This window comes from Streptomyces thermoalcalitolerans, from assembly GCF_039525155.1.
Classification (GTDB): domain Bacteria; phylum Actinomycetota; class Actinomycetes; order Streptomycetales; family Streptomycetaceae; genus Streptomyces; species Streptomyces thermovulgaris.
In genome coordinates this window covers 1-24,142 of the sequence record NZ_BAAAHG010000050.1, presented here as the reverse complement: position 1 = coordinate 24,142, position 24,142 = coordinate 1, and the positions used below count along the sequence as shown (strand labels likewise).

Genomic DNA, 24,142 nt, shown 5'->3' with positions numbered 1-24,142 from the left:
GTCGCACCCCTTGACCTGCTTGCTTTCCGGGCTCACGATCGCCGCATGGCGGTTCAGGTCACTTTTGTCGCCGCGGCGCGCGGCTCCCCGCTGCTCGCCGAGCGGTTCGAGGACGACCGGCAGCTCGACCCGGCGGGCTGGGACGAGGTGTGGCGGGTCGCCCATGAGCTGCTGCCGCTCGCCGCCGCCGACCTGCGCTACTGCTCGCCCACTCCGCGCAGCCGCGCCACCGGGGACGCCCTCGGCTACGCCCCGCTCGTCCAGCTCGCCCTGCGCGACTGCGACATGGGCCGCTGGCGCGGGCTCACCCTGGGCGAGGCGATGGCCCGGGAACCGCAGGCCGTGGACGCCTGGATCACCGACCCGCGCAGCACTCCGCACGGCGGTGAGTCGCTGCTGTCCTTCATCACCCGCGTCGGCGGCTGGCTCGACACCCGGCCCGCCGAGGACGGCTGCCGCATCGTCGCCGTGGCCGAGCCCTCCGTGATCCGCGCGGCCCTGGTCTACGCCCTGAAGGTGCCCCCGTCCACCTACTGGAACATCGACGTCCGTCCCCTGTCGACCACCACCGTCACCGGTCACGCCGGCCGCTGGTACCTCTGCCTCGACGGCATACCGGCCTCGCTCTCCCACGCGTAGACGGCTTGTGCGCACGGACGGCCGCACCGGGCCCTCGGCCGGGGCCGCCGGCCGGTTCACCTCACCGTTTTCCCGTGTCCGCCTTCCCGCGTCCACGGCTCCGTGCCCCCATGCCACCGTTGCATAAACGTGCAGTGATACGTATAGTCATGCCATCAAGGAGGAGGGTTCATGGCTGTACGTGTGGCGGTCGCCGGAGCGAGTGGATACGCGGGCGGAGAGGCGCTGCGGCTGCTGCTGGCGCACCCCGAGGTCGAGATCGGCGCCCTGACCGGGAACTCCAGCGCCGGACAGCGCCTCGGCGCGCTGCAGCCGCACCTGCTGCCCCTGGCCGACCGCGTCCTCGAGGAGACCACCGCCGAGGCCCTCGCCGGGCACGACGTCGTTCTTCTCGCCCTGCCGCACGGCCGGTCCGCCGCCGTCGCCGAGCAGCTCGGCGACGACGTCCTCGTCATCGACCTGGGTGCCGACTTCCGGCTGAAGGACCCGGCCGACTGGGAGAAGTACTACGGCTCCCCGCACGCCGGCACCTGGCCCTACGGCCTTCCCGAACTTCCGGGTGCCCGCGCCGCGCTGGAGGGGTCCAAGCGCATCGCGGTACCCGGTTGCTACCCCACCGCCGCCTCCCTCGCCCTCGCCCCGGCCTACGCGGCCGGCCTCGTCGAGAACGAGGCCGTGATCGTCGCCGCCTCCGGCACCTCCGGCGCCGGCAAGGCGCTCAAGCCGCACCTGCTCGGCTCCGAGGTCATGGGCTCCATGTCCCCCTACGGCGTCGGCGGCGTCCACCGGCACACCCCCGAGATGGTCCAGAACCTCAGCGCGGTGGCGGGGGAACCGGTCACCGTGTCCTTCACCCCCACCCTGGCGCCGATGCCCCGCGGCATCCTCGCCACGTGCAGCGCGAAGGCCAGGCCCGGCGTGACCGCCGAGTCCGTGCGCGCCGCCTACGAGAAGGCCTGTGCCGACGAGCCCTTCGTCCACCTCCTCCCCGAGGGACAGTGGCCCGCCACCGCGGCCGTGTACGGCTCCAACGCCGTGCAGCTCCAGGTCGCGTACGACCCCGTCGCCCACCGCGTCGTCGCGATCAGCGCCATCGACAACCTGACCAAGGGCACGGCGGGCGGCGCCGTGCAGAGCATGAACATCGCCCTCGGACTCGACGAGACCACCGGACTTTCCACGATCGGAGTCGCCCCGTGAGCGTCACGGCAGCCAAGGGATTCCAGGCGGCGGGCATCGCCGCCGGAATCAAGGAGAACGGCAACCCGGACCTGGCCCTCGTGGTCAACACCGGCCCCCGCCGCGCCGCCGCCGGCGTCTTCACCTCCAACCGTGTCAAAGCCGCTCCCGTCCTGTGGTCCGAGCAGGTCCTCAAGACCGGCCGGCTCTCCGCGGTCGTCCTCAACTCCGGCGGCGCCAACGCCTGCACGGGACCCAAGGGGTTCCAGGACACCCATGCCACCGCCGAGAAGGCCGCCGAGGTGCTCGGCATCGGCCCCATCGAGGTCGCCGTCTGCTCCACCGGCCTCATCGGCGTCCCGCTCCCCATGGACAAGCTGCTGCCGGGCATCGAGACGGCCGCCGCCCAGCTCTCCGAGCACGGCGGCGAGAAGGCCGCCATCGCCATCAAGACCACCGACACCGTCCACAAGACCGCCGTCGTCACCAAGGACGGCTGGACCGTCGGCGGCATGGCCAAGGGCGCCGGCATGCTCGCCCCCGGCCTCGCCACCATGCTCGTCGTCCTCACCACCGACGCCGACCTCGAGGCCGACGTCCTCGACAAGGCCCTGCGCGCCGCCACCCGGGTCACCTTCGACCGCATCGACTCCGACGGCTGCATGTCCACCAACGACACCGTGCTGCTGCTCGCCTCCGGCTCCTCCGGGATCACCCCCGGCCACGAGGAGTTCGCCGAGGCCGTACGGGCCGTGTGCGACGACCTCGGGCAGCAGCTCATCAGGGACGCCGAGGGCGCCAGCAAGGACATCAGGATCGAGGTCGTCAACGCCGCGACCGAGGACGACGCCGTGGAGGTGGGCCGCTCCATCGCCCGCAACAACCTCCTCAAGTGCGCCATCCACGGCGAGGACCCCAACTGGGGCCGCGTCCTGTCCGCGATCGGCACCACCTCCGCCGCCTTCGAGCCCGACCGGCTCAACGTCGCCATCAACGGCGTCTGGGTGTGCAAGAACGGAAGCGTCGGCGAGGACCGCGAGAAGGTCGACATGCGCTACCGCGAGGTCCACATCGTCGCCGACCTCGCCGCCGGCAGCGAGACCGCCACCATCTGGACCAACGACCTGACCGCCGACTACGTCCACGAGAACAGCGCCTATTCGTCATGAGCTCCGGAACCACGCGTAAGCACACCGCGCTGCCCAAGGCGCAGATCCTCATCGAGGCACTGCCCTGGCTGACCCGGCACCACGGCAAGATCGTCGTCATCAAGTTCGGCGGCAACGCCATGGTGAACGAGGAGCTGAAGGCCGCCTTCGCACAGGACGTCGTCTTCCTGCGGCATGCCGGACTGAAGCCGGTCGTCGTGCACGGCGGCGGCCCGCAGATCAGCGCGGCCCTGGACAAGCACGGCATCGTCAGCGAGTTCAAGGCGGGCCTCAGAGTCACCACCGAGGACGCCATGGACGTCGTACGGATGGTGCTGGCCGGCCAGGTGCAGCGGGAGCTGGTCGGGCTGCTCAACCGGCACGGGCCGCTCGCCGTCGGCCTCACCGGCGAGGACGCGCACACCATCACCGCCACCAAGCACACCCCCGAGATCGACGGGGAGCCGGTCGACATCGGACGGGTGGGCGAGATCACCGGGATCGACACGGGCGCGATCGAGGCACTGCTCGCCGACGGCCGTATCCCGGTCGTCTCCTCGATCGCCCGCTCCCAGGACGACGGACATGTCTACAACGTCAATGCTGATACGGCGGCTGCGGCACTCGCTGCGGCACTGGGCGCCGAAACCCTCATGGTTCTCACCGACGTCGAGGGGCTCTACGAGGACTGGCCGAACTCCGACGAGGTGATCAGCCGCCTGACCGCGAGCGAGCTGGAGAAGCTGCTGCCGGAGCTGTCCTCGGGCATGGTCCCGAAGATGGAGGGCTGCCTGCACGCCGTGCGCAACGGGGTGCGCACCGCCCGCGTCATCGACGGCCGGGTGCAGCACTCGATCCTGCTGGAGATCTTCACCGACGAGGGCATCGGCACGATGGTCGTACCGGACGAACAGGACGAACAGGGGGAGTCATGAGCAGCCGGAACGCGCACCGGGGCGCGGGCAACGAGCAGCTGACCGCGCGCTGGCAGAACGCGCTCATGAACAACTACGGCACGCCGCGCCTCCCCCTCGTCCGCGGCGAGGGCGTCCGGCTGTGGGACGCCGACGGCAACGAGTACCTGGACTTCGTCGGCGGCATCGCGGTCAACGCGCTCGGACACGCCCACCCCGCGGTCGTCGAGGCGGTCAGCCGGCAGATCGCCTCCCTCGGGCATGTCTCGAACCTGTTCATCGCCGAGCCGCCCGTCGCCCTCGCCGAGCGTCTGCTGCAGCTCTTCGGCAGGAACGGCAGGGTGTTCTTCTGCAACTCCGGCGCCGAGGCCAACGAGGGCGCCTTCAAGATCGGCCGGCTGACGGGCCGCCGGCACATGGTCGCCACCGAGGGCGGCTTCCACGGCCGCACGATGGGCGCCCTCGCGCTCACCGGCCAGCCCGCCAAGCAGGAGCCGTTCCGGCCGCTGCCCGGCGAGGTCACCCATGTGCCGTACGGGGACGCGCAGGCGCTGGCCGCCGCGGTCACCGAGGACACCGCCCTCGTCGTCATCGAGCCCGTGCAGGGCGAGAACGGCGTCGTGGTGCCCCCGCCCGGCTATCTGAAGGCGGCCCGCGCGATCACGGCGGCCACCGGCGCGCTGCTGGTCCTCGACGAGGTGCAGACCGGCATCGGCCGCACCGGGCACTGGTTCGCGTACCAGGCCCACGAGGGCGTCCTGCCGGACGTCGTCACCCTCGCCAAGGGCCTCGGCGGCGGGCTGCCGCTCGGTGCCACCGTCGCCTTCGGACGCGCCGCCGGCCTGCTCCGGCCCGGTCAGCACGGCACGACCTTCGGCGGCAACCCGGTCGCCTGCGCCGCCGGACTCGCGGTCCTCGACACGATCGCGGACGAGGGGCTGCTGGAGAACGTCAAGCGGCAGAGCGAGAAGCTGCGCGAGGGAATCGAGTCCCTGGGCCATCCGCTGACCGGCCATGTCCGGGGCGCCGGACTGCTCCTGGGTATCGTGCTGACCGAGCCGCGCGCGCCTCAGGTGCAGCAGGCGGCTCAGGAGGCCGGTTTCCTGGTGAACGCGCCCACCCCCGACGTCGTACGGCTGACGCCGCCGCTGAACCTCGGCGACGACGCGGTGGACGCCTTCCTCGGGGCACTGTCCGGCATCCTGGACAAGGCAGGCGGGGACGGATGAGCCGGAGAATGAGACGACGATGAGTCAGGCGCAGGACCACGGGCAGACCGGGCGGACCGCAGCCACGACCTCCGGGCCCGCCGTACCGCAGACGCGCACCGCGCGCCACCGCCGGATCGTGGACATCCTCAACCGGCAGCCGGTGCGCTCGCAGAGCCAGCTGGCGAAGCTGCTGGCCGACGACGGGCTGAGCGTCACCCAGGCGACGCTGTCGCGGGACCTGGACGAGCTGAACGCGGTGAAGATCCGCAACACCGACGGCGACCTGATCTACGCGGTGCCGAGCGAGGGCGGTTTCCGCACACCGCGTGCGCCGCTGGGGGAGTCGGTCAAGGAGCAGCGGATGCGGCGGCTCTCGCAGGAGCTGCTGATCTCCGCGGAGGCCTCCGCGAACCTGGTGGTCCTGCGCACGCCCCCGGGGGCGGCGCAGTTCCTCGCCTCGGCGATCGACCAGGCCGAGCTGCACGAGATCCTCGGGACGATCGCCGGTGACGACACGGTGCTGCTGATCAGCCGGGACCCCCAGGGGGGCCAGGAACTGGCGGACCACTTGCTGCGGCTGGCCCAGAGCGGGAGCGCCCAGAACGGGAGCGCCCAGAGCGGGAACTGACCCCGTCGCGGGCAGCCGTGCCCTCCGGCGGCGCCGCCGGAGCCTCACCCCAGCCAGGCGGCGAGTCCCGCGGTGCACCGCACCTCGTCGCCGGCCGTGATCAGCAGCCCCTCCACGTCCGGCAGGGACTCCAGCCAGGCCAGCCCTTCCCGCGAGCCCATCGCGAACGCGGTCGTGGCCCAGCAGTCCGCCCAGGTCAGCCGGGGGGCGATCACCGTGACCGCCACCAGGTCGGTGACCGCGGAGCGGCCGGTGCGGGGGTCCACGATATGGGCCCCGCGCTCCGCCGTGCCCGAGGTGGCCACCGCCAGCTCCTCGGCCCCCGCGGCGGAGACCACCGCGGCCAGCGCGCCGGGGCGCAGGGGGTCCGACACACCGACCCGCCAGGGCCGCTGCGGGCCGGGGGAGCCCAGCAGCTGCACATCCCCGCCGCCGTTCACACTGACCCCGTCCACGCCCGCCGCCGCGATGTGCCGGGCGGCCCGTTCGGTGGCCCAGCCCTTGACGATCCCGGTCGGGTCCAGGTCCCCCTGGTAGCGCAGGCTGAACCAGCCCTCGCCGGTCCGCTCGGCCTCGGCGCCCAGGGCGAGGACCTCGGCGACCTCGGGATCGCACTCCTCCACGGTGAGCTCCCCGCGCGCCAGCCGGGAGATCTGGCTGTCGTCGCGGTAGGTGCTGAACACCTCGTCGGCCCGGTGCAGCCCGGCGACCGCCTCGCGCAGAGCCGTGTGCACCGCCTCGGGCTCCCCGCCGCGGATGTCGAAGGAGAAGACCGTCCCCATGACCTCCTCCGCGTGACGCACCGCGGCGGGAGGGCTCGCCGGCCCGGTCATGGCCTCAGCCACCGGCCTGGTCCAGCGCCGACTGCAGCGACTGCCGGTAGCCGTTGCTGGTGTACGTCGCCCCGGACACCGCGTCGATGTCCGCGCTGCCGGCCGCCACGGCCGCCTGGTTGAGCCTGGGCACGGCCAGCTGGGTCTTCTGGCCGCTGGTCCCGCCCTGCGGCGCCTGCACCGCCTCGGCCTTGGTGATCTTCCCGCCGCTGACCGTGATGCGGACCTGCACCGGCCCGTACGGGGTCTGGACGGCCTTGCCGGTGACGGTGCGGGCCTGGGCGGCGCCGGAGTCCGAGGAACCGGAGGGGCCGCCGCTCGCCTTCATCTTGTCCAGCGCCGACTGCAGCGACTGCTTGTAGCCGTTGCTGGTGTAGGTGGCTCCGGACACCGTGTCGATGTCCGCGCTCTGCGCGGCCACGGCCGCCTGGTTGAGCCTGGGCACGGCCAGCTGGGTCTTCTGGCCGCTGGTCCCGCCCTGCGGCGCCTGCACCGCGGCTGCCTCAACGATTCTGCCGTCGCTGACGGTCAGCCGGACCTGCACCGATCCGTACGGGGTCCGGACCACGTCACCGGTGATGTTCTGGGTGCCCGTCTTCTGTGCCCCGCTGCCGCCCTGCGGCGCCTGGGCCGCCGGGGGCAGGCCGGACGCCGAGGCGGAGGCCGGGTCGGTCGTCGGTTTCAGCGACAGCAGCAGCACGATGCCGGACACGGTCGCGGCACCGACGAGTACGGCGCGTCGGAGGGGGTGGCTCTTCCTCATCTTCTTCCAGGCTCCTGAAATCCCGTCGCTCACATCTCGAACGACTCGTGATGGATACGGCGGGCGGGGACTCCCGCGCCGCGCAGTGCCTCGTACACCGACTGCGCGAAACCGGGCGGGCCGCACATGAAGACGTCGTGACGGTCGATGTCGGGGATCTTTCGTCTCAGGGACTCCGCGGAGATGTCGGGGCGTGCGCCGTCGGGGCTGTTCACCGCGTACATCAGCCGGGCTCCGCGTTCCTCGGCGATCTTCGCCAACTCGTCCCACAGGACCAGGTCCTGGGTGCTGTTGGCCCGGTACAGCAGGGTGATGTCACCGGCCGCGCCGGGCAGTGTCTCGAACAGCGCCCGCATCGGGGTGATGCCGACCCCGCCCGCGATCAGCAGCACCTTGCCGCGGCTGCGCCGGTGTGCGGTCAGCGCACCGTATGGGCCCTCCGCCCACACCCGGGTGCCGGGCCTCAGCTCGCGCAGCCGGGCGCTGTGGTCGCCGATCGCCTTGACGGTGATGCGCAGCAGGTTCGGGCGGGGCGCCGCCGACAGCGAGTAGGGGTGCGAGGAGAACCGCATGCCCGGCGCCAGGAACCGCCAGCGGAAGAACTGCCCGGCCTCCGCCCCCATCCGGTGCAGCTTCCTGCCGCTGATCAGCACCGACACGACGCCCGGCGTCTCCTCGATCACCGCCTCCACCCGCATCCGGTGACGCAGGTTCAGCCGGATCGGGGTGAGGATCCGGTACCAGATCACCATGAAGGTCACCGTGCCGTACAGGGCGTACCAGAAGGTCTTGGCGGCCGGCTCGACGGCGAAGTCGTTGCCGGTGGTGATCTGGTGCCAGAACGTCAGGAACACCGCCGCATAGGTGAGCAGGTGCACGTGGTACCAGGCGTCGTACGGCAGCAGCCGGCGCACCGGGCCGATCGAGATCAGCCCGATGACGAGCAGCAGACCGGTGCCGATGGCGGCCTTGCCCATGTCCGGCAGCTCGTTGACGGAGCTGATCGTCTGCTCCACGATGTCGCCGAGCGACTTGCCGGCCTGCAGCGCGTAGCCCCACATGGTGAGGAAGACGTGCGCGATCACCAGGCAGAGCGTGTAACGGCCGCTCATGGCGTGCCAGCGGGCGACCCGGTCGGAGCCGACCCGGCGTTCCAGGGCGGGCACGCGTGCCATCTGCAGCACGACCAGTGCCATGAGGTAACCGGCGAGCAGACCGGTGATCCGGCCCGCGTTGACGATCCGTCCGCCCGTGTCGGCGATGGACGGGGTGTTCACCCACCACAGCCAGAGGACGCCCGCGCCGCCTGCTGCGACGGCGAGCAGCAGCGGGATGGCGGGGGAGCGACGTGGCCGGATGCGGCGCATCGTCTGGCGCCGGGCGGCGCGGCCTCCTGCGAGCGTGGTGGTCACGGTTCCTCCGTGGCGATTCGACCTTGGCCGCTCACAGATACGTGCTGGGTGCGCCGAGTGTTCAGCATCCGGCCGGGCCGTCGCGCCGCCGGATCAGGCCGGGGACGGCGGCAGGGGCAGAGGCAGTCCGGGCAGGCCGTCCAGGCTTGTGGCCACGTGTTCCTTCTTGGTGAAGTACTCGTTCAGCGAGGCGTCGTCCTCGCGTGCGAAGCGCCTGCCGTGCAGGTCGCGGTCCCTCTCGTACGTCATGAGGGGAACCGCGTATCCGCAGGTGTCCCGGATCAGTTCGGCGTGCACGACGATGATCGCGCGCAGCCCGTGCGGAGTGGGGTCGATGTCGGGGAAACGGGCGAGGAGTTCCTTGAAGCGCGGATCGTCACGGAAGACCGGCTCGCCCTTGCCGTGGACGCGCACGATGGTGGGCGGCCCCTGGAAGGCGCACCACATGAGGGTGATCCGGCCGTTCTCGCGCAGATGCGCGATCGTCTCCGCGTTGGACCCGGCGAAGTCCAGATAGGCCACGGTGCGTTCGTCGAGCACCGCGAGGGAGCCCTTCAGGCCCTTGGGGGAGAGGTTGACCGTGCCGTCGCCGGACAGCGGAGCGGTCGCGGTGAAGAAGAGGGGCTGTTCCTCGATGAAAGCGCGCAGCCTGCCGTCCAGGCGCTCATAAGTTTTTCCCATGTTCCGCGATTATTCAGGCATTTCGCCCCGCCGCCCAGTGCATGTCGCGGCGTTGGCCGTGCCGGTCGCTGTGCCGGTCGTGGCCGCCCCGGCCGGCGCTTGTGCGGGGCGGCCACGGTCATGTGTCACCTCGCATGACGGAACGAGGTGAAGGCGCACGACCTCACTCGGTGAGGGTGCACGGGGCGAGGTCGTCCAGGCCCTGAGGGGTGCGGCGGTGCGGCCGGTGGCGATCTTGATGCGGTCGATCGCCGTGACGGATGCGGCGCCTGCGTTCTGCGAGAGATACGGGAAGGCGGTTGTGCTCGTTCACGGGGTGGCGGAGGAGTTCCGTGGGATCTTCCGGGATCCGCGGCGCGCCCTGCCGTGATTGACGAATCATGCAGAGTTCTGCATACTCATGCATGTCAGTGAATGCAGTGTGAGGAGAAACCCGTGACCGAGCGCGTCGTACTCGCCTACTCGGGCGGTCTGGACACCTCCGTCGCCATCGGCTGGATCGCCGAGGAGACGGGCGCCGAGGTCATCGCCGTCGCGGTCGACGTCGGCCAGGGCGGCGAGGACCTGGACGTCATTCGCAAGCGTGCGCTCGCCTGCGGTGCCGTCGAGGCCGAGGTCGCCGACGCCAAGGAGGAGTTCGCCGACGAGTACTGCCTCCCGGCGATCAAGGCCAACGCCCTCTACATGGACCGCTACCCGCTGGTCTCCGCCCTGTCCCGGCCGACGATCGTCAAGCACCTGGTCGCCGCCGCCAGGAAGCACGGCGCCACCACCGTCGCCCACGGCTGCACCGGCAAGGGCAACGACCAGGTCCGCTTCGAGGCCGGCATCGCCGCCCTCGCCCCCGACCTGAAGTGCATCGCCCCGGTCCGGGACTACGCGATGACCCGGGACAAGGCCATCGCGTTCTGCGAGGAGAAGGGCCTGCCGATCGCGACCACCAAGAAGTCGCCCTACTCCATCGACCAGAACGTCTTCGGCCGGGCCATCGAGACCGGCTTCCTCGAGGACATCTGGAACGCGCCGATCGAGGACATCTACGAGTACACCCAGAACCCGGCCGTCCCCCGTGAGCCCGACGAGGTGATCATCACCTTCAAGGAGGGCGTCCCGGTCGCCATCGACGGCAAGCCCGTCACCGTCCTGCAGGCCATCCAGCAGCTCAACGAGCGCGCCGGTGCCCAGGGCGTCGGACGGATCGACATGGTCGAGGACCGCCTCGTCGGCATCAAGTCCCGCGAGGTGTACGAGGCTCCGGGCGCGATCGCCCTGATCACCGCCCACCAGGAGCTGGAGAACGTCACCGTCGAGCGCGAACTCGGCCGCTACAAGCGGCAGGTCGAGCAGCGCTGGAGCGAACTCGTCTACGACGGCATGTGGTTCTCGCCGCTCAAGCGCGCCCTGGACGGCTTCATCAACGAGGCCAACCAGCACGTCTCCGGCGACATCCGGATGACCCTGCACGGCGGCCGCGCGGTCGTCACCGGCCGCCGCTCCGAGGAGTCGCTGTACGACTTCAACCTCGCCACCTACGACACCGGCGACACCTTCGACCAGTCCGCGGCCAAGGGCTTCATCGACATCTACAGCATGTCGTCGAAGATCGCTGCCAAGCGGGACCTGGCGTAACGTTCACGGGTCACCCTCACACACATCGACCTGACAGCCGCCTCCTCGCCTGCAAGGGTGGGGAGGCGGTTCGCGCAAAGACAACCTTTTGAGGAGCAACGCAGTGAGCAGCAACAGCGGTGACGTACGGCTCTGGGGCGGCCGTTTCGCCGACGGTCCGGCCGAAGCCCTGGCGAAGCTGTCCGCGTCCGTCCACTTCGACTGGCGGCTCGCGCCCTACGACATCGCCGGCTCCCGCGCCCACGCGCGTGTGCTGCACCGGGCGGGACTGCTCACCGAGGACGAGCTCCGGCGCATGCTGGCCGGGCTCGACCGGCTCGAGGCGGACGTGGCCTCGGGCGCCTTCACGGGCACCGTCGCCGACGAGGACGTGCACACCGCCCTGGAACGCGGCCTGCTCGAGCGCCTCGGCCCCGAACTCGGCGGCAAGCTGCGCGCCGGCCGGTCCCGCAACGACCAGGTCGCCACCCTCTTCCGCATGTATCTGCGCGACCACGCCCGGATCATCGGCGGCCTGCTCGCCGACCTCCAGGAGGCGCTGATCGGCCTCGCGGAGGCCCACCCGGACGTGGCCATGCCCGGCCGCACCCATCTCCAGCACGCCCAGCCCGTCCTCTTCGCCCATCACGTCCTCGCGCACGTCCAGGCCCTGGCGCGGGACGCCGAGCGGCTGCGCCAGTGGGACGAGCGGACGGCGGTCTCGCCGTACGGCTCGGGGGCGCTCGCGGGCAGCAGCCTCGGACTGGACCCCGAGGCGGTGGCGCAGGACCTCGGCTTCGAGCGCGGCAGCGTCGGCAACTCCATCGACGGCACCGCCTCCCGGGACTTCGTCGCCGAGTTCGCCTTCATCACCGCGATGATCGGTGTGAACCTCTCCCGGATCGCCGAGGAGATCATCATCTGGAACACGAAGGAGTTCTCCTTCGTGACCCTGCACGACGCCTTCTCCACCGGCTCCTCGATCATGCCGCAGAAGAAGAACCCGGACATCGCGGAGCTGGCACGCGGCAAGTCCGGCCGGCTGATCGGCAACCTGACGGGGCTGCTGGCGACGCTGAAGGGCCTGCCCCTCGCCTACAACCGCGATCTGCAGGAGGACAAGGAGCCCGTCTTCGACTCCTGCGACCAGCTGGAGATCCTGCTCCCCGCGTTCACCGGCATGATCGCCACCCTCACCGTCCACCGCGAGCGCATGGAGGAGCTGGCCCCGGCCGGCTTCTCGCTGGCCACCGACGTCGCCGAGTGGCTGGTCCGGCAGGGGGTGCCGTTCCGGGAGGCGCACGAGATCGCCGGTGAGTGCGTGAAGACCGCCGAGGCCGAGGGCAAGGAGCTGGACGAGCTCACCGACGAGCAGTTCGCGAAGATCTCCGCCCATCTCACCCCCGAGGTGCGTACGGTCCTCGACGTCCCCGGCGCCCTCGCCGCCCGCGCCGGGCGCGGCGGCACCGCCCCGAGCGCCGTCGCCGTCCAGCTCGCCGAGGTCAAGGCGGACGTGGCGGCCCAGCGCCAGTGGGCGGACGCGAGGAAGAAGCAGTAACGGCAGCGGAAGCGGCACGCACGCACATCCTCGGCCCCTGCCGTCCCGTCACCTTCTCATCCGTTTCGTCCGTCCGTTCGGCGGGACCCGTCGCCGAACGGACCCGCCCCACGGGTGGACGACGGCAGTGCGACGGCAGGGCCCGGGTGTCCGCGGGTTAGGTTGGTTCACAGTTCCCCACCGTTCCTCAGCGTCCTTCACGGCCTCGAGGGACCGGCGCCGCACGGAACCGACCCGGAACCGACCGAACGGAGCCCGCGATGTCCTTCGACCGGCTGGCCTCGGCCACGACTCCCACCTGCCACGTCGGTCTGGGGCTCGCCGCGGTCGGGCGGCCCGCCTACATCAACCTCGGCCGGGAGCGGGACCTTCCGGCCGACCGCACCGTCGAGGCCCTGCGCGAGCGCACCCATGAACTTCTGGACGCCGCCTACGCCCAGGGCGTCCGCTACGTCGACGCCGCCCGTTCCTACGGCCGCTCGGAGGAGTTCCTCGCCGACTGGCTGAGGACCCGCCCCGACGCCGACGACGTGGTGATCGGCAGCAAGTGGGGCTACACCTACACGGCGGACTGGAGCACCGACGCCGCACAGCACGAGGTCAAGGACCACAGCCTCGCCGCCTACGAACGCCAGCGCGCCGAGACCGCCGAACTGCTCGGCGACCGCCTCGACCTCTACCAGATCCACTCGGTGACCCCGGACAGCCCCGCCCTCACCGACAGGAAGCTGCACGCACGCCTCGCCGAGGCCGCCGCACAGGGCCTCACCATCGGCTTCTCCACCAGCGGACCCGCCCAGGCCGACGCCATCCGGGCCGCCCTCGAGGTGACCGTCGACGGCGAACGCCTCTTCCGCACCGTCCAGTCGACGTACAACGTCCTGGAGACCTCCGCGGAGCCGGCCCTCGCCGAGGCGCACGAGGCCGGGCTCACGGTGATCGTCAAGGAGGGCATGGCCAACGGACGTCTCGCGGAACCCCACGCCCCCGAGCCCCTCAAGGCTGTGGCCCGGGAGGCGGGCCACAGCTGCGACGCGGTCGCCCTCGCCCTGATCCTGCGCCGCCCCTGGGCCGGGGTCGTCCTCTCCGGCGCCGCCACCCCCGGCCAGCTTCTCTCCAACCTCCGTGCCCCGGCCGTGGACCTTGACGAGGAGCAGGTCGCACGCCTGGAGACGCTGGCGGAGGACCCGCGGACGTACTGGCAGCGGCGCGGACAGCTGCCCTGGCACTGAGGAGTGAGGAATACGGACCGCTCCCGTACGGCCCGCGCCGACGAGCCGGGGGCCGTACGGGAAGGCGTGATCACGCCGCCTTCGCCTTGGTGGCGTACATGTCGACGTACTCCTGGCCGGACAGCCGCATGACCTCGGCCATCACGGAGTCCGTCACCGCCCGCAGCACATACCGGTCCCGGTCCATCCCCTCGTACCGGGAGAACTCCATCGGCTCACCGAAGCGGACCGTGACCCGGCACGGCCGCGGCATGCCCGCCCCGGTCGGCTGGATCCTGTCCGTGCCGATCATCGCGAACGGCACCACCGGCGCGCCGGTCATCAGCGTCAGACGCGCGATACCGGTGCGCCCCCGGTACAGGCGGCCGTCGGGGGAGCGCGTGCCCTCGGGGTAGATGCCGAAGACCTTGCCCTCCTCCAGGACCCGGCGGCCCGTCATCAGGGCCGCGACCCCGCCCTTGCCGCCGTCGCGGTCGACCGGGATCATGCCGACCCCGGTGAAGAACCAGGCCATCAGCCGGCCCTTGAGACCCTTGCCCTTGACGTACTCGTCCTTGCCGATGAAGAAGACCTGCCGGTCGCAGACGAGGGGCAGGATCATCGAGTCGATGAACGTCAGATGGTTGCCGGCCAGGATGACGGGGCCCTCGCTCGGGATGTGCTCCACACCCTCCACCCGTGGGCGGAACATCAGGCGCATGATCGGTCCGAGCACTGCCTTGAGGAGCGCGAAGCGGGACAACGGGCCCTCCGGGATCAGAGATGTCGAGGGACGGTGGAGTCTGTGCAGGTGAGGACGATACTCGCGCCCAGGTCACGATTGCACATCCGGCGCACCGACTCTTACGCACTATTGACATACGTTTCCCTGTGCGGCAGGTCTGTTGCCTCCCGGTAACCCGTACGGAACGTCATGAACACCGCGAATGCCCCGAGCGGCGGGGCGGCGGCCGCTCGTCGCTCCGGGAAGGGGACCGGTGGCCGTGGCGCACAGCGGCCGGAGGAGACGGCGGCCCCCGGTCCCGCTGCCTTGGGCCGGACCCGTCGGCACGTCAACCGCTGAACCATTCCACCCGTTCGGGGTGAACCAGCCCGTTTCGGAAACCCGCAGCCGGGACGGCCGCGTCGTGCCGCATATGACGCATGACATGGTCATCGCCCTGCGCCCGCTGCTCGCCGCCGAGGCCTCGGCGGAGGCGCATGCCTGCGGGGCCGAGCCCGACGACCTCGAACAAGCGGTCTGGCTACGGCTGCTGGAGCTTCTGGAGGCGGGCGGCCCGCCACCCGATCCGCCGGGCTGGCTGCGCAGAGCCGTCCGCTTCGAGGCCGGCCGCATCCGCCGGACGCATCGCATCGAGCGGCCGTACAGCCGGGAACCCGCCGACGACAGCGAGCGCGGTCCCGAGCAGCTCGTCCTGGCCTCCGCCCGCCGTCACGCCCTGCGCGCGGCGGTGCGCCGGCTGCCCGGCCGCTGCCCCCGGCTGCTGGAGGCGCTGTTGTCGCCGCGTGACCTCACCTACCGGGAGATCGCGGGGGAGTTGGGTATCTCACAGGGCAGTCTTGGTCCGGAACGCTCCAGATGTCTGGGATGTCTGAGACGTTTGCTCGCGCCGGAGGTTGCGGCCCATGAAGTGCGGGGATAGGAGTGAGGGACAACCGGTGATCAGATGAGCGGGAGGCATGCGCACATGGGCATGAGCGTGACCATCTCTGCGGCGACCGAACAGGACGCCGAACAGATTTTCAGGCTGCAGTACCTGTGCTTCCAGAGCGAGGCCGCCCTCTACGGCAACTACCGCATCGACCCGCTCGTCGAGAGCCTCGACTCGGTCCGTCAGGAGGTGGCTCAGAACTGCGTCTTCGTGGCGCGGCTCGGCGAGGAGGTGGTCGGCGCGGTACGCGGCCGGATCACCGAGGACGGCGCGGCCTCCATCGGCATGCTCTGCGTCCACCCGCGCCTGCAGGGACACGGCATCGGCGCCCGGCTGCTGAGAGCGGCCGAGTCCGCACTGGCCGAGGAGCGTGGTGCCACCAGGTTCCGCCTGCACACGGGGCACCGCAGCGAGGGCAACCTCCGTCTGTGCCGGCGTGTCGGCTACCGGCAGGTGGGCACCGCCCAGGGGGCCGACGGCATTCCGATGGTCGTCCTGGAGAAGCCGGCCGACACCTACGCGGCGACCGCGTAGAGGCGGGGCCTTTCTCCCAGGACCTCTTCTTCCCGGGGTCTCTCCGAGACCTCTTCTTCCGGGGTTCTTCCGGGGTTCTTCCGGGGTTCTTCCGGGGTTCTCCCGTCTTCCGGGGCTCTCCGGGGGTTCCCCCGGAGTTCTTCCGGTGTTCTCCTGGAGTTCTTCCGAGGCTTCCCGGGTTCTCCCGAAGCCTCTCGTCCGGACCGGGCTCGTGGGGTCCGGCCCGGTCCGGACGAGGGACCCCGGTCACGGACGTCAGGGACTTTCCGGCTGCTGCTTCCGGGCCGTGCGCAGCCAGCGGATGGCCGTCAGCGGAAGCAGCACCGGGATGAAGAGATAGCCCATGCCGTACTGCGACCACACGGTCGCATCGGGGAACGCGGACGGGTCGACGAGCGTCCAGGTCCCGACCCCCAGCACACCCGCGAGCTCCGCCGCGCAGCACACCAGGGCCAGTCTGCGGGCCGTCTCCCCGCCGCGCACCAGCGAGTACGTGATGAAGCCGTACACCACGCCGGCGACGGCCGAGAGCGAGTAGGCCAGCGGCGCCCGGTCGAAGTCGGTCGCGATCTGGTAGGCCGAGCGCGACACCGCGCCGACGACCATCACGCCGTACAGCCAGACCAGCAGCAGGCCCGGGCCCTTGATGAGGCGGGCCCTGGCCGGCTTCTCCCCCACGGCGGTCACCTCAGCCTCCCCAGATGTCATAGAGCCGCACCTCCAGTACGGCGAGAACGACACCGCCCGCCGCGACCGTCACCGAGCCCCAGCGGGTGCGCTCGGCCAGTGACATGAACCCGGTCGCCGGTATGCATGCGAAGGCGCCCAGCAGATACGCCACGAAGATCGTTGTCCCCTGGTCCGGCCTGTCGCCCCGCGCCAGTGCCACGATTCCGGCCACCAGCTGGACAAGAGCCAGCACCGAGACCACGGCCATCCCGATGAAGTGCCAGTCCTTCGTGGGCTGGTCGCGGTAGGCCGCCCAGCCGCACCAGGCGGCGAGCAGCAGCGCGGCGACGCCGGTCACCAGCATCAGGACATCAAGCATGCTGCGACCTTATTACGCGGCGGGTGGGACGCCGCCTCCGGCCCGGCCCGGCGGTCGCGGCCGGCCCGTTCGCGGGTCCGCCGCCGTGGCGTTGGCCACAGTCCCGTGCGCCGCGTGCCCCGGCGGAAATCCCCCAACGGCCGTGGCGGGCCTTGTCAGTACAAGGCATCCGGTGCGGATGCCGGGGTCCGTGCGGTGCGGGCAGGGTGTCCATGTATGTCCAGCATGTGGACGGGAAGGACGTACCGGCATCGCGGGTCTGGTTTACTGATCGCATGACCACGACGAGCGACCGCATCCCGGTGACCGAGGCGACCGTGCCGCCCGGTGCTCGTTGTCTGTGTGCTGCGTGTCGAATGTGCGCCTGCTAGAGGGCCCCTGCACCAGCTGAGCCTCGCGCCCCGAAGCGAGCGCCCGCTCACGCCCGCGCCCCGTCCGGCGCCCACGGCTGAGCCACGCCCCCGCGCACACGTTTCTCCTGCTGCCACCACCTTTGCGGGAACCGTGCTGCGTTCTGGCGGTACCCGACCATGAATGCCGTGCCCGGCGCCCAGAACGCGCCGCGCACTCGACAGTGACGGAAACCCACGTGATCACCACATCGGGCCTCACCAAGGTCTACAGTTCACGCGGCCGCGAGATCACCGCGCTCGACGGCGTCGACCTGCACGTTCGCGAGGGCGAGGTGTACGGCGTCATCGGCCAGTCCGGCGCCGGCAAGTCCTCGCTGATCCGTTGCGTCAACCTGCTGGAGCGTCCCACCTCCGGCACGGTCGTCGTCGACGGACAGGACCTCACCGCCCTCGCCGGGCGCGGCCCGCGGGCGGGCAAGGAACTGCGGCGGGCGCGCAGCCGGATCGGCATGGTCTTCCAGCACTTCAACCTGCTGTCCTCGCGCACCGTGCAGGACAACGTCGAACTTCCCCTGGAGATCCTCGGCACATCCGGGAAGGAACGTTCCCGCAAGGCGCTCGAACTGCTCGATCTCGTCGGCCTCGCCGACAAGGCCAAGGCCTACCCTGCCCAGCTCTCCGGCGGCCAGAAGCAGCGCGTCGGCATCGCCCGTGCCCTGGCCGGCGACCCCAAGGTCCTGCTGTCCGACGAGGCCACCAGCGCCCTCGACCCGGAGACCACCCGCTCCATCCTCCAGCTGCTGCGCGACCTGAACCGGCAGCTCGGCCTGACCATCCTGCTCATCACGCACGAGATGGACGTGGTGAAGTCCATCTGCGACTCCGCCGCGCTCATGGAGAAGGGGCGCATCGTCGAGTCCGGCACGGTCGGCGAACTGCTCGCCACCCCGGGCTCGGCGCTGGCCGCCGCGCTCTTCCCGGTGAGCGGGGACGCCACCGGCGAGGACCGGACCGTCGTCGACATCACCTTCCGGGGAGAGAGCGCCACCCAGCCCGTCGTCTCCCAGCTGGCCCGCACCTACAACATCGACATCTCGATCCTCGGTGCCGCCATCGACACCGTCGGCGGCCTCCAGATCGGCCGGATGCGCATCGAACTGCCCGGCCGCTACGAGGACAACGTGGTGCCCATCGGCTTCCTGCGCGAGAGGGGCCTGCAGATCGACGTCATCGGCCGGACCGCGGACCGGCCCGCCCTGGTGAAGGAAGGTGCCGAGTGAACCGGGCCGAGTTCTCGGAGGTGTGGCCGCTGCTGTCCCAGGCCTGCTGGGACACCCTCTACATGGTCGGCTGGTCCACACTCATCGCCGTCGTCGGCGGCCTTCCCCTCGGCATCCTGCTGGTTCTCACCGACCGGGGCGGGCTGCTGCAGAACGTGGTCGCCAACAAGGTGATCGGGCAGCTCGTGAACATCACCCGCTCGATGCCGTTCATCATCCTGATGGTCGCCCTGATGGGCTTCACCCGCTGGGTCACCGGCACCACGATCGGCCGCGAGGCCGCCATCGTGCCGCTGGCCATCGGCGCCATCCCCTTCTTCGCCCGGCTCGTCGAGACGGCCGTCCGTGAGGTGGACAGCGGGCTGGTCGAGGCCGTGCAGGCCATGGGCGGCAACACCTGGACCGTCGTGCGCAAGGTCCTCGTGCCCGAGGCCCTGCCCTCGCTGATCTCCTCGACCACCACCACGGTCGTCGCCCTCATCGGCTACACCGCGATGGCGGGCACCGTCGGCGCCGGCGGCCTCGGCGACATCGCCGTCCGCTACGGCTACCAGCGCTTCGACACCCAGCTGATGTGGATCACCGTGGGGATTCTCGCCGTGGTCATCTCGGCCATCCAGTTCGCCGGTGACCTCGCCGCCCGCGCCCTGCACCGCCGCGCGGGCCGCTCCGGCCCCGAGCCGAGGCTGCGGCTGCTGAGGACGAAGGAGCCCAAGGCCGCCGATGTGAGCAAGGCCGCCTGAGCCCCTCCACACGACTTTCTGACTCCCCCGTTCCTTCCCGACGGGGTCGTACCACCGAGGAAAGGCACTTTTCGTGCGTAACACCGTCAAGATCACCTCTGCTGTCCTGGCCGCCGGAGCCCTCACCCTCGGGCTCACCGCCTGCGGCTCCGGCTCGGACTCCGGCTCCTCCAAGGCCGACGCGAACGCCACGCTGACGGTCGCCGCCACCCCCACTCCGCACGGCGAGATCCTCGCCTATGTCAAGGACAACCTGGCGGAGAAGGCCGGCCTGAAGCTGGAGGTGAAGGAGTTCACCGACTACGTCACCCCGAACACGGCCGTCCAGCAGGGGCAGGTCGACGCCAACTACTTCCAGCACAAGCCGTACCTCGACGACTTCAACAAGAAGAACGGCACCGATGTCGTCCCGGTCCCGGGCGGCACCGTGCACCTGGAGCCGCTCGGCGTCTACTCCAAGAGCCTCAAGCAGCTGTCCGACCTGAAGAAGGGCGCCACCGTCGCGCTGCCCAACGACACCACCAACGAGGCCCGTGCCCTGAAGCTGCTCGAGGCCAACGGCGTCATCGAGCTGAAGAAGGGCGTCGGATACGAGGCGACCCCCAAGGACATCACCTCCAACCCCAAGAACCTCACGTTCAAGGAGCTGGAGGCGGCCCAGCTGCCGCGCTCCCTCGGTGACGTCGACGCCGCGGTGATCAACGGCAACTACGCGCTGGAGGCCAAGCTCAGCCCGGCCAAGGACGCGCTCGCCGCCGAGTCCGCCAAGGACAACCCGTACGCCAACTTCCTTGCCGTGAAGAAGGGCAGCGAGAACGACCCGCGCGTGAAGAAGCTGGCCGAGCTGCTCACCTCGCCCGAGGTGAGGAAGTTCATCGAGGACAAGTACGACGGCGCCGTCATCCCGGCGTTCTGATCCGCACGTCCATCCGCACAGCGCCTGTCCCGCACGGCCATGGACGGGGTCCGCTCCCTCAGCGGGGGTGGACCCCGTGGTGCGGTTCGGTGCTTTCATGCTGCATGCTGGGCAGTTCAGCAGACCCTGACGGTTTTCCCGAAGGTTACGGAGCGGCGCATGACTAGCACCTTCCCCAACATCTCCATCAGCACGGAGCGGTTGGTGCTGCGTCCTCTGGAGGAGGACGACGTGCCCGCCCTGACCGAGATGATGAACGACGAGCAGGTCGCGGCCTGGACCGACATCCCCCAGCCGTTCACCGAGGACGGCGCCCGCGCCTGGATCACCGAGGAGGCCCCCGCCGAGCGCACCGCCGGCCGCGGCCTGGACCTCGCCATCACCGAGTTCATCACTCAGCGGCTGGTCGGCATCATCCGGCTGACCAAGACCGACTGGCACGTGCGGTCCACCGAGCTGTCGTACATCGTCGCCCCCTGGGCCCGCGGCGAGGGCTACGCCGCCGAGGCCGCGCTGGCCACCGCTCAATGGCTCTTCAGCGACCAGAAGTTCGAACGCATCGAGCTGCGCACGGCCGCCGACAACACCGCCTCCCAGCGGGTGGCGCAGAAGATCGGCTGCATCAGCGAGGGCGTGCTGCGCAGCGCCTGCATAGCGCATGTCCGCGCCGAGGACGGCACCTGGACCGACACACGGACCGACTACATCGTGTGGAGCCTGCTGCCGGAGGATCTGGAGGGCGCGGGCGAACAGCTCGCCGACACCGGCGGTTTCACATCGTTCCCCCAGTTCCCCCACTGGAACTGACACGCCGGGAGGGCGGGCCCCGCGCCCTGCCGCGCGCGTACCGGCGCACCAGGTACTCTCACGAGGCCTGCTCCCGGGCATCCGACCCTCATGACCTGCGCATTCCTGGAGACTGACGACGATGGCCGACCGGGTCACGGTGATCGGCTGGGACGGTTCGCCGCTGACCGACGCGGCGCGCAGTGCGCTGAGCGCCGCCACCCTCGTGGCGGGAGCCGCCCACCATCTGGCGCTGCCCGAGGTGCCGCCCACCGCCGAGCGCATCCGCCTCGGCAGCGTCGCTCTCGCCGCCCGCCGTATCGCCGCCCACCGCGGGACCGCCGTGGTGCTCGCCGACGGCGACCCGGGGTTCTTCGGGGTCGTACGGACCCTGCGCGCACCCGAGTTCGGCCTGGAGGTCGAGGTCGTGCCCGCCGTGTCCTCCGTGGCCGCCGCCTTCGCCCGCGCCGGGATGCCCTGGGACGACGCCCAGGTGGTCGTCGCGCACAAGCGCACCCTGCGGCGCGCGGTGAATGTGTGCCGCGCCCACGGCAAGGTCGCCGTGCTCACCGCTCCCGGCGCCGGACCCGCCGAACTGGGCCTGCTTCTGGAGGGCGTTCCCCGCACCTTCGTCGTCTGCGAGGAACTCGGCACCGAGCGCGAACAGGTCAGCGTCGTCACCTCCGACAAGGCCGCCGACCACACCTGGCGCGACCCCAATGTGGTCATCGTCATCGGAGGCGGGGGCAACGCCGAGAACGGCGGCTGGATCGCCGGACGGGACCCGGACGGCGGACCGCGCGGCTGGATCCAGCCGGCCGAGGCCTACGGCGGCGCACTCGGCGAAGGAGAAACGGATCTGCTCCGGGCCGCCCAACTGGCCCGTCTCGGGCCGCGCATCGGCGACCTGGTGTGGGACATCGGCTGCGGCAGCGGCGCCTTCACCACCGAGGCCGCGCGCGCCGGCGCCGCCGTCATCGCCGTCGACCGCGACCCGGAGGCCTGCGCCCGCACCGAGTCGGCCGCGCGCCGTTTCGGCGTCCGGCCGCAGGTGGTGCGGGGCAGCGCCCCGCACATTCTGGAGAACCTGCCCGAACCGGACGTCGTCCGTGTCGGCGGCGGGGGAGCGGCCGTGGTCTCCGCGGTGGCCGACCGGCGCCCGCAGCGGATCGTCACCCACGCCGCGACCCGGGACGCGGCCGAACTCATCGGCCGCGACCTCACCGAGCACGGCTACCGGGTCGAGTGCGCCCTGCTGCAGTCCCTCGCGCTCGACACGCGCGCGTGGACGGAGAAGGAGCGCAGTGTGGTGTTCCTGCTCAGCGGTGTGCTGCCCGAACGCGCCCCGTGAGCAGGTTGTCGTACTGCGCGCGGTAGGCTAGCCGGTTGTCGCACCGCACCGGGCGATCCGGACAATCGTTCGTCAATGCCTGGAAAGCTCATCCGATGTGGGGTGGGCGCGGTACGGCAGAACGGGAGGGCGCGCAACGTGGCGCAGTCCACAGGGGGCTGTCGCGGATCACGCTGCCGCGGCGGCCGAAAGACCGCGAGAATGCCACTCAGTGGCTTTGTCGCCTTTTCCGGACGGGCGGTTCGTGCCGCAGGGCGCGGATGCTCGTTCTTCACTGCGGGGCGGTCGGCGTGCCGTTCCGGGTGAACTGGTCGTAGGAGCACGAAACCGATGGGCGAGGGGTACGCATGACCGACACCGGCCAGGTCCCGGGCGAGGGGCTGCCGGAGAGCGCAGGCATGGTGGAACAGCCGGGCGTCGCCGCGCACGGTGCGTACGCCTACCTCTCCGAGGCTCCCGCCGAGGACGAGGATCTGCTGCTGCCCGGCTCCCAGGGTGCGTGGGGCAACGAGGTGCCTCCGCCCGCTCCGGAGCCCGTCGTCGAGGCCGTCCACGAGCCGGGACCGCACGAGATCTCCGGCCGTGACACCGGCTCGGTCGACCTCACGGGCGTACGGCACCCCGAACCCACGGGACCCGCGCCCGCCGCGCCCGCCGCGCCGGCGGCTCCGCGCCGCCCGCTGCACCTCGGCCCGCCGATCCCGGACACCTCCACGAGCCCGGTCCGCTCCCTGGCCGACCGCGGTCCCGCGGCCGTACCGCCCCGGCGCCCCGTACCGCCCACGGTCACCCCCGAGCACTCCACCGTCGTCTCCCCGGTGCGCGAGCCGGCCCCGCAGGGTGTCGCCACCTGGGGCGCCCCGTCGGCCCCGGCGGCCCCGGTGGCCCCGACGGCTCAGACGACCCCGCCGGCCGGCCCGGGGGCGACGGCCGCGGACGCGGTTGTCCCGACCCAGGCCACCGCGACCCAGGCCACCCCGGTCCAGGCCACCGCGGCTCAGACCCCGGCGGCCCCCCTCACGGCCGAGGCGGGCGGGCAGGCTCCGGCCGCCCCCGGCCCGGTGGGCGGACAGACGCCGGCGGCCGGAACCGTGCTCGGTGGTGCGGTCGAAGGGGTGCATGCCCCGGAGGGTGAGCAGACGCAGGCCGCTGCTCCCCACGGCCCGGTGAACGGCCCGGTGCCCGAGAACGGGCAGGCGCCCGCGGCCGGGACGGTGCCCGAGGACGAGACGAAGGACACGCCTGCCGCCGGCGCCGACCAGACGGCCGGGGCGGGCGAAGCCGCTTCGAGCGGTGGAGCGCCGGACGCCGGAAGCGTGCCGGACGGTACGGCCGGGGCGGCGCACGCCCCGGAGGGCGTTCCGGACCCGGCGGACGGCCGGACGGCCGAGGCCGACCAGGAGCCCGGAGGCACCCCGGCTCCCGGTGACGAGCCGGTGACCGAGGCCGGGCACACCGAGGCCGGGCACGCGCCCGGCGATGAGGCCGCGACCGCCCGGACCGAGGAGACCGCCGGGACCGTGGACGCCGCGCCCGTCGCGGAGGCGGAGCCCCAGCCCGGGGCCGGCGCCGAAGGCGCACCCGCGGAGCAGGGCCCGGGCGGGACCGCTCCGGAGGCCGAGCAGATCCTGCAGAGCAGCGACTGGCAGACCCTCGAACGCATCGAGGACCAG

Annotated in this window: 23 protein-coding genes and 1 pseudogene; 17 read left to right on the top strand and 7 right to left on the bottom strand. The window is 71.3% G+C overall.

Going from position 1 to position 24,142, the window contains the following annotated elements; all coding sequences use genetic code 11:
* Nucleotides 1-45: 45 nt before the first annotated feature.
* The 6 genes from ABD224_RS23435 to ABD224_RS23410 all read left to right on the top strand — a co-directional run bounded on the left by ABD224_RS23435 (nucleotide 46) and on the right by ABD224_RS23410 (nucleotide 5,719).
* The gene (locus ABD224_RS23435) at nucleotides 46-639 is read left to right on the top strand and encodes a histidine phosphatase family protein (RefSeq protein WP_344053098.1); all 594 of its coding nucleotides are present in this window, start codon (nucleotides 46-48) and stop codon (nucleotides 637-639) included.
* Between the two features lie 171 nt (nucleotides 640-810).
* Nucleotides 811-1,839: an N-acetyl-gamma-glutamyl-phosphate reductase gene (argC, locus tag ABD224_RS23430; protein WP_344053096.1), complete on the top strand. Its 1,029-nt coding sequence runs from the start codon at nucleotides 811-813 to the stop codon at nucleotides 1,837-1,839.
* Nucleotides 1,836-2,987: a bifunctional glutamate N-acetyltransferase/amino-acid acetyltransferase ArgJ gene (argJ, locus tag ABD224_RS23425; RefSeq protein ID WP_344053094.1), complete on the top strand. Its 1,152-nt coding sequence runs from the start codon at nucleotides 1,836-1,838 to the stop codon at nucleotides 2,985-2,987. Before argC ends, argJ begins: the two co-directional genes overlap by 4 nt.
* On the top strand, nucleotides 2,984-3,901 hold the full coding sequence (gene argB / locus ABD224_RS23420; protein ID WP_344053092.1) for an acetylglutamate kinase: 918 nt from the start codon (nucleotides 2,984-2,986) through the stop codon (nucleotides 3,899-3,901). The genes argJ and argB overlap by 4 nt, the downstream gene beginning before the upstream one ends.
* Nucleotides 3,898-5,109, top strand: coding sequence for an acetylornithine transaminase (locus ABD224_RS23415; protein ID WP_344053090.1), 1,212 nt, complete (start codon nucleotides 3,898-3,900; stop codon nucleotides 5,107-5,109). The genes argB and ABD224_RS23415 overlap by 4 nt, the downstream gene beginning before the upstream one ends.
* Before the next feature lie 19 nt (nucleotides 5,110-5,128).
* Nucleotides 5,129-5,719, top strand: a complete 591-nt coding sequence (locus ABD224_RS23410) for an arginine repressor (protein ID WP_344053088.1) — start codon at nucleotides 5,129-5,131, stop codon at nucleotides 5,717-5,719.
* A 44-nt stretch (nucleotides 5,720-5,763) separates the two neighbouring features.
* Here ABD224_RS23410 and ABD224_RS23405 read toward each other — a convergent pair whose 3' ends face one another.
* From ABD224_RS23405 to ABD224_RS23390, 4 genes are all read right to left on the bottom strand, one after another.
* Nucleotides 5,764-6,501 carry an FAD:protein FMN transferase gene (locus ABD224_RS23405; protein WP_425581038.1) on the bottom strand — a complete coding sequence of 246 codons (738 nt, stop codon included), beginning with the start codon at nucleotides 6,499-6,501 and terminating at the stop codon, nucleotides 5,764-5,766.
* 55 nt (nucleotides 6,502-6,556) lie between these two features.
* Entirely contained in the window at nucleotides 6,557-7,315 is a 759-nt protein-coding gene (locus ABD224_RS23400; protein ID WP_344053086.1) for an FMN-binding protein, read from the bottom strand.
* Nucleotides 7,316-7,344: 29 nt separating this feature from the next.
* Entirely contained in the window at nucleotides 7,345-8,727 is a 1,383-nt protein-coding gene (locus ABD224_RS23395) for a ferredoxin reductase family protein (RefSeq protein ID WP_344053084.1), read from the bottom strand.
* 93 nt (nucleotides 8,728-8,820) lie between these two features.
* Nucleotides 8,821-9,408, bottom strand: coding sequence for a pyridoxamine 5'-phosphate oxidase family protein (locus ABD224_RS23390; protein ID WP_344053082.1), 588 nt, complete (start codon nucleotides 9,406-9,408; stop codon nucleotides 8,821-8,823).
* Between the two features lie 435 nt (nucleotides 9,409-9,843).
* On the opposite strand from ABD224_RS23390, the gene ABD224_RS23385 reads away from it, so the two are divergent.
* From ABD224_RS23385 to ABD224_RS23375, 3 genes are all read left to right on the top strand, one after another.
* Nucleotides 9,844-11,037, top strand: coding sequence for an argininosuccinate synthase (locus ABD224_RS23385; protein ID WP_344053080.1), 1,194 nt, complete (start codon nucleotides 9,844-9,846; stop codon nucleotides 11,035-11,037).
* A gap of 103 nt (nucleotides 11,038-11,140) precedes the next feature.
* Complete coding sequence (argH, locus tag ABD224_RS23380; RefSeq protein ID WP_344053078.1) at nucleotides 11,141-12,574, top strand: argininosuccinate lyase; 1,434 nt, start codon at nucleotides 11,141-11,143, stop codon at nucleotides 12,572-12,574.
* Nucleotides 12,575-12,834: 260 nt separating this feature from the next.
* Nucleotides 12,835-13,806 (top strand): aldo/keto reductase, encoded by a 972-nt coding sequence (locus tag ABD224_RS23375; protein ID WP_344053076.1) that lies wholly within the window; start codon nucleotides 12,835-12,837, stop codon nucleotides 13,804-13,806.
* 70 nt (nucleotides 13,807-13,876) lie between these two features.
* On the opposite strand, the gene ABD224_RS23370 is transcribed toward ABD224_RS23375, so the two are convergent.
* Nucleotides 13,877-14,548 (bottom strand): lysophospholipid acyltransferase family protein, encoded by a 672-nt coding sequence (locus ABD224_RS23370; RefSeq protein WP_067399279.1) that lies wholly within the window; start codon nucleotides 14,546-14,548, stop codon nucleotides 13,877-13,879.
* A 394-nt stretch (nucleotides 14,549-14,942) separates the two neighbouring features.
* Here ABD224_RS23370 and ABD224_RS23365 point away from each other — a divergent pair, with 394 nt between their 5' ends.
* Together ABD224_RS23365 and ABD224_RS23360 are read left to right on the top strand one after the other, a co-directional pair.
* Complete coding sequence (locus tag ABD224_RS23365) at nucleotides 14,943-15,449, top strand: RNA polymerase sigma factor (protein WP_344053073.1); 507 nt, start codon at nucleotides 14,943-14,945, stop codon at nucleotides 15,447-15,449.
* Between the two features lie 45 nt (nucleotides 15,450-15,494).
* Entirely contained in the window at nucleotides 15,495-15,992 is a 498-nt protein-coding gene (locus ABD224_RS23360; RefSeq protein WP_344053071.1) for a GNAT family N-acetyltransferase, read from the top strand.
* Between the two features lie 255 nt (nucleotides 15,993-16,247).
* On the opposite strand, the gene ABD224_RS23355 is transcribed toward ABD224_RS23360, so the two are convergent.
* Complete coding sequence (locus tag ABD224_RS23355) at nucleotides 16,248-16,700, bottom strand: hypothetical protein (protein WP_425581037.1); 453 nt, start codon at nucleotides 16,698-16,700, stop codon at nucleotides 16,248-16,250.
* The gene (locus tag ABD224_RS23350; protein ID WP_344053067.1) at nucleotides 16,681-17,040 is read right to left on the bottom strand and encodes a hypothetical protein; all 360 of its coding nucleotides are present in this window, start codon (nucleotides 17,038-17,040) and stop codon (nucleotides 16,681-16,683) included. The genes ABD224_RS23355 and ABD224_RS23350 overlap by 20 nt, the downstream gene beginning before the upstream one ends.
* A 589-nt stretch (nucleotides 17,041-17,629) precedes the next feature.
* Here ABD224_RS23350 and ABD224_RS23345 point away from each other — a divergent pair.
* The 6 genes and pseudogenes from ABD224_RS23345 to ABD224_RS23320 form a co-directional block, all read left to right on the top strand.
* Nucleotides 17,630-18,673: a methionine ABC transporter ATP-binding protein gene (locus tag ABD224_RS23345; RefSeq protein ID WP_344053065.1), complete on the top strand. Its 1,044-nt coding sequence runs from the start codon at nucleotides 17,630-17,632 to the stop codon at nucleotides 18,671-18,673.
* A 62-nt stretch (nucleotides 18,674-18,735) separates the two neighbouring features.
* Nucleotides 18,736-19,416: a methionine ABC transporter permease gene (locus ABD224_RS23340; protein ID WP_344053129.1), complete on the top strand. Its 681-nt coding sequence runs from the start codon at nucleotides 18,736-18,738 to the stop codon at nucleotides 19,414-19,416.
* A 73-nt stretch (nucleotides 19,417-19,489) separates the two neighbouring features.
* On the top strand, nucleotides 19,490-20,332 hold the full coding sequence (locus ABD224_RS23335) for a MetQ/NlpA family ABC transporter substrate-binding protein (protein ID WP_344053063.1): 843 nt from the start codon (nucleotides 19,490-19,492) through the stop codon (nucleotides 20,330-20,332).
* Between the two features lie 159 nt (nucleotides 20,333-20,491).
* The gene (locus ABD224_RS23330) at nucleotides 20,492-21,139 is read left to right on the top strand and encodes a GNAT family N-acetyltransferase (RefSeq protein WP_344053061.1); all 648 of its coding nucleotides are present in this window, start codon (nucleotides 20,492-20,494) and stop codon (nucleotides 21,137-21,139) included.
* Between the two features lie 121 nt (nucleotides 21,140-21,260).
* On the top strand, nucleotides 21,261-22,469 hold the full coding sequence (gene cbiE / locus ABD224_RS23325) for a precorrin-6y C5,15-methyltransferase (decarboxylating) subunit CbiE (RefSeq protein WP_344053059.1): 1,209 nt from the start codon (nucleotides 21,261-21,263) through the stop codon (nucleotides 22,467-22,469).
* 347 nt (nucleotides 22,470-22,816) lie between these two features.
* A pseudogene (locus ABD224_RS23320) lies at nucleotides 22,817-24,142 on the top strand (nicotinate-nucleotide--dimethylbenzimidazole phosphoribosyltransferase); the annotation flags it as partial.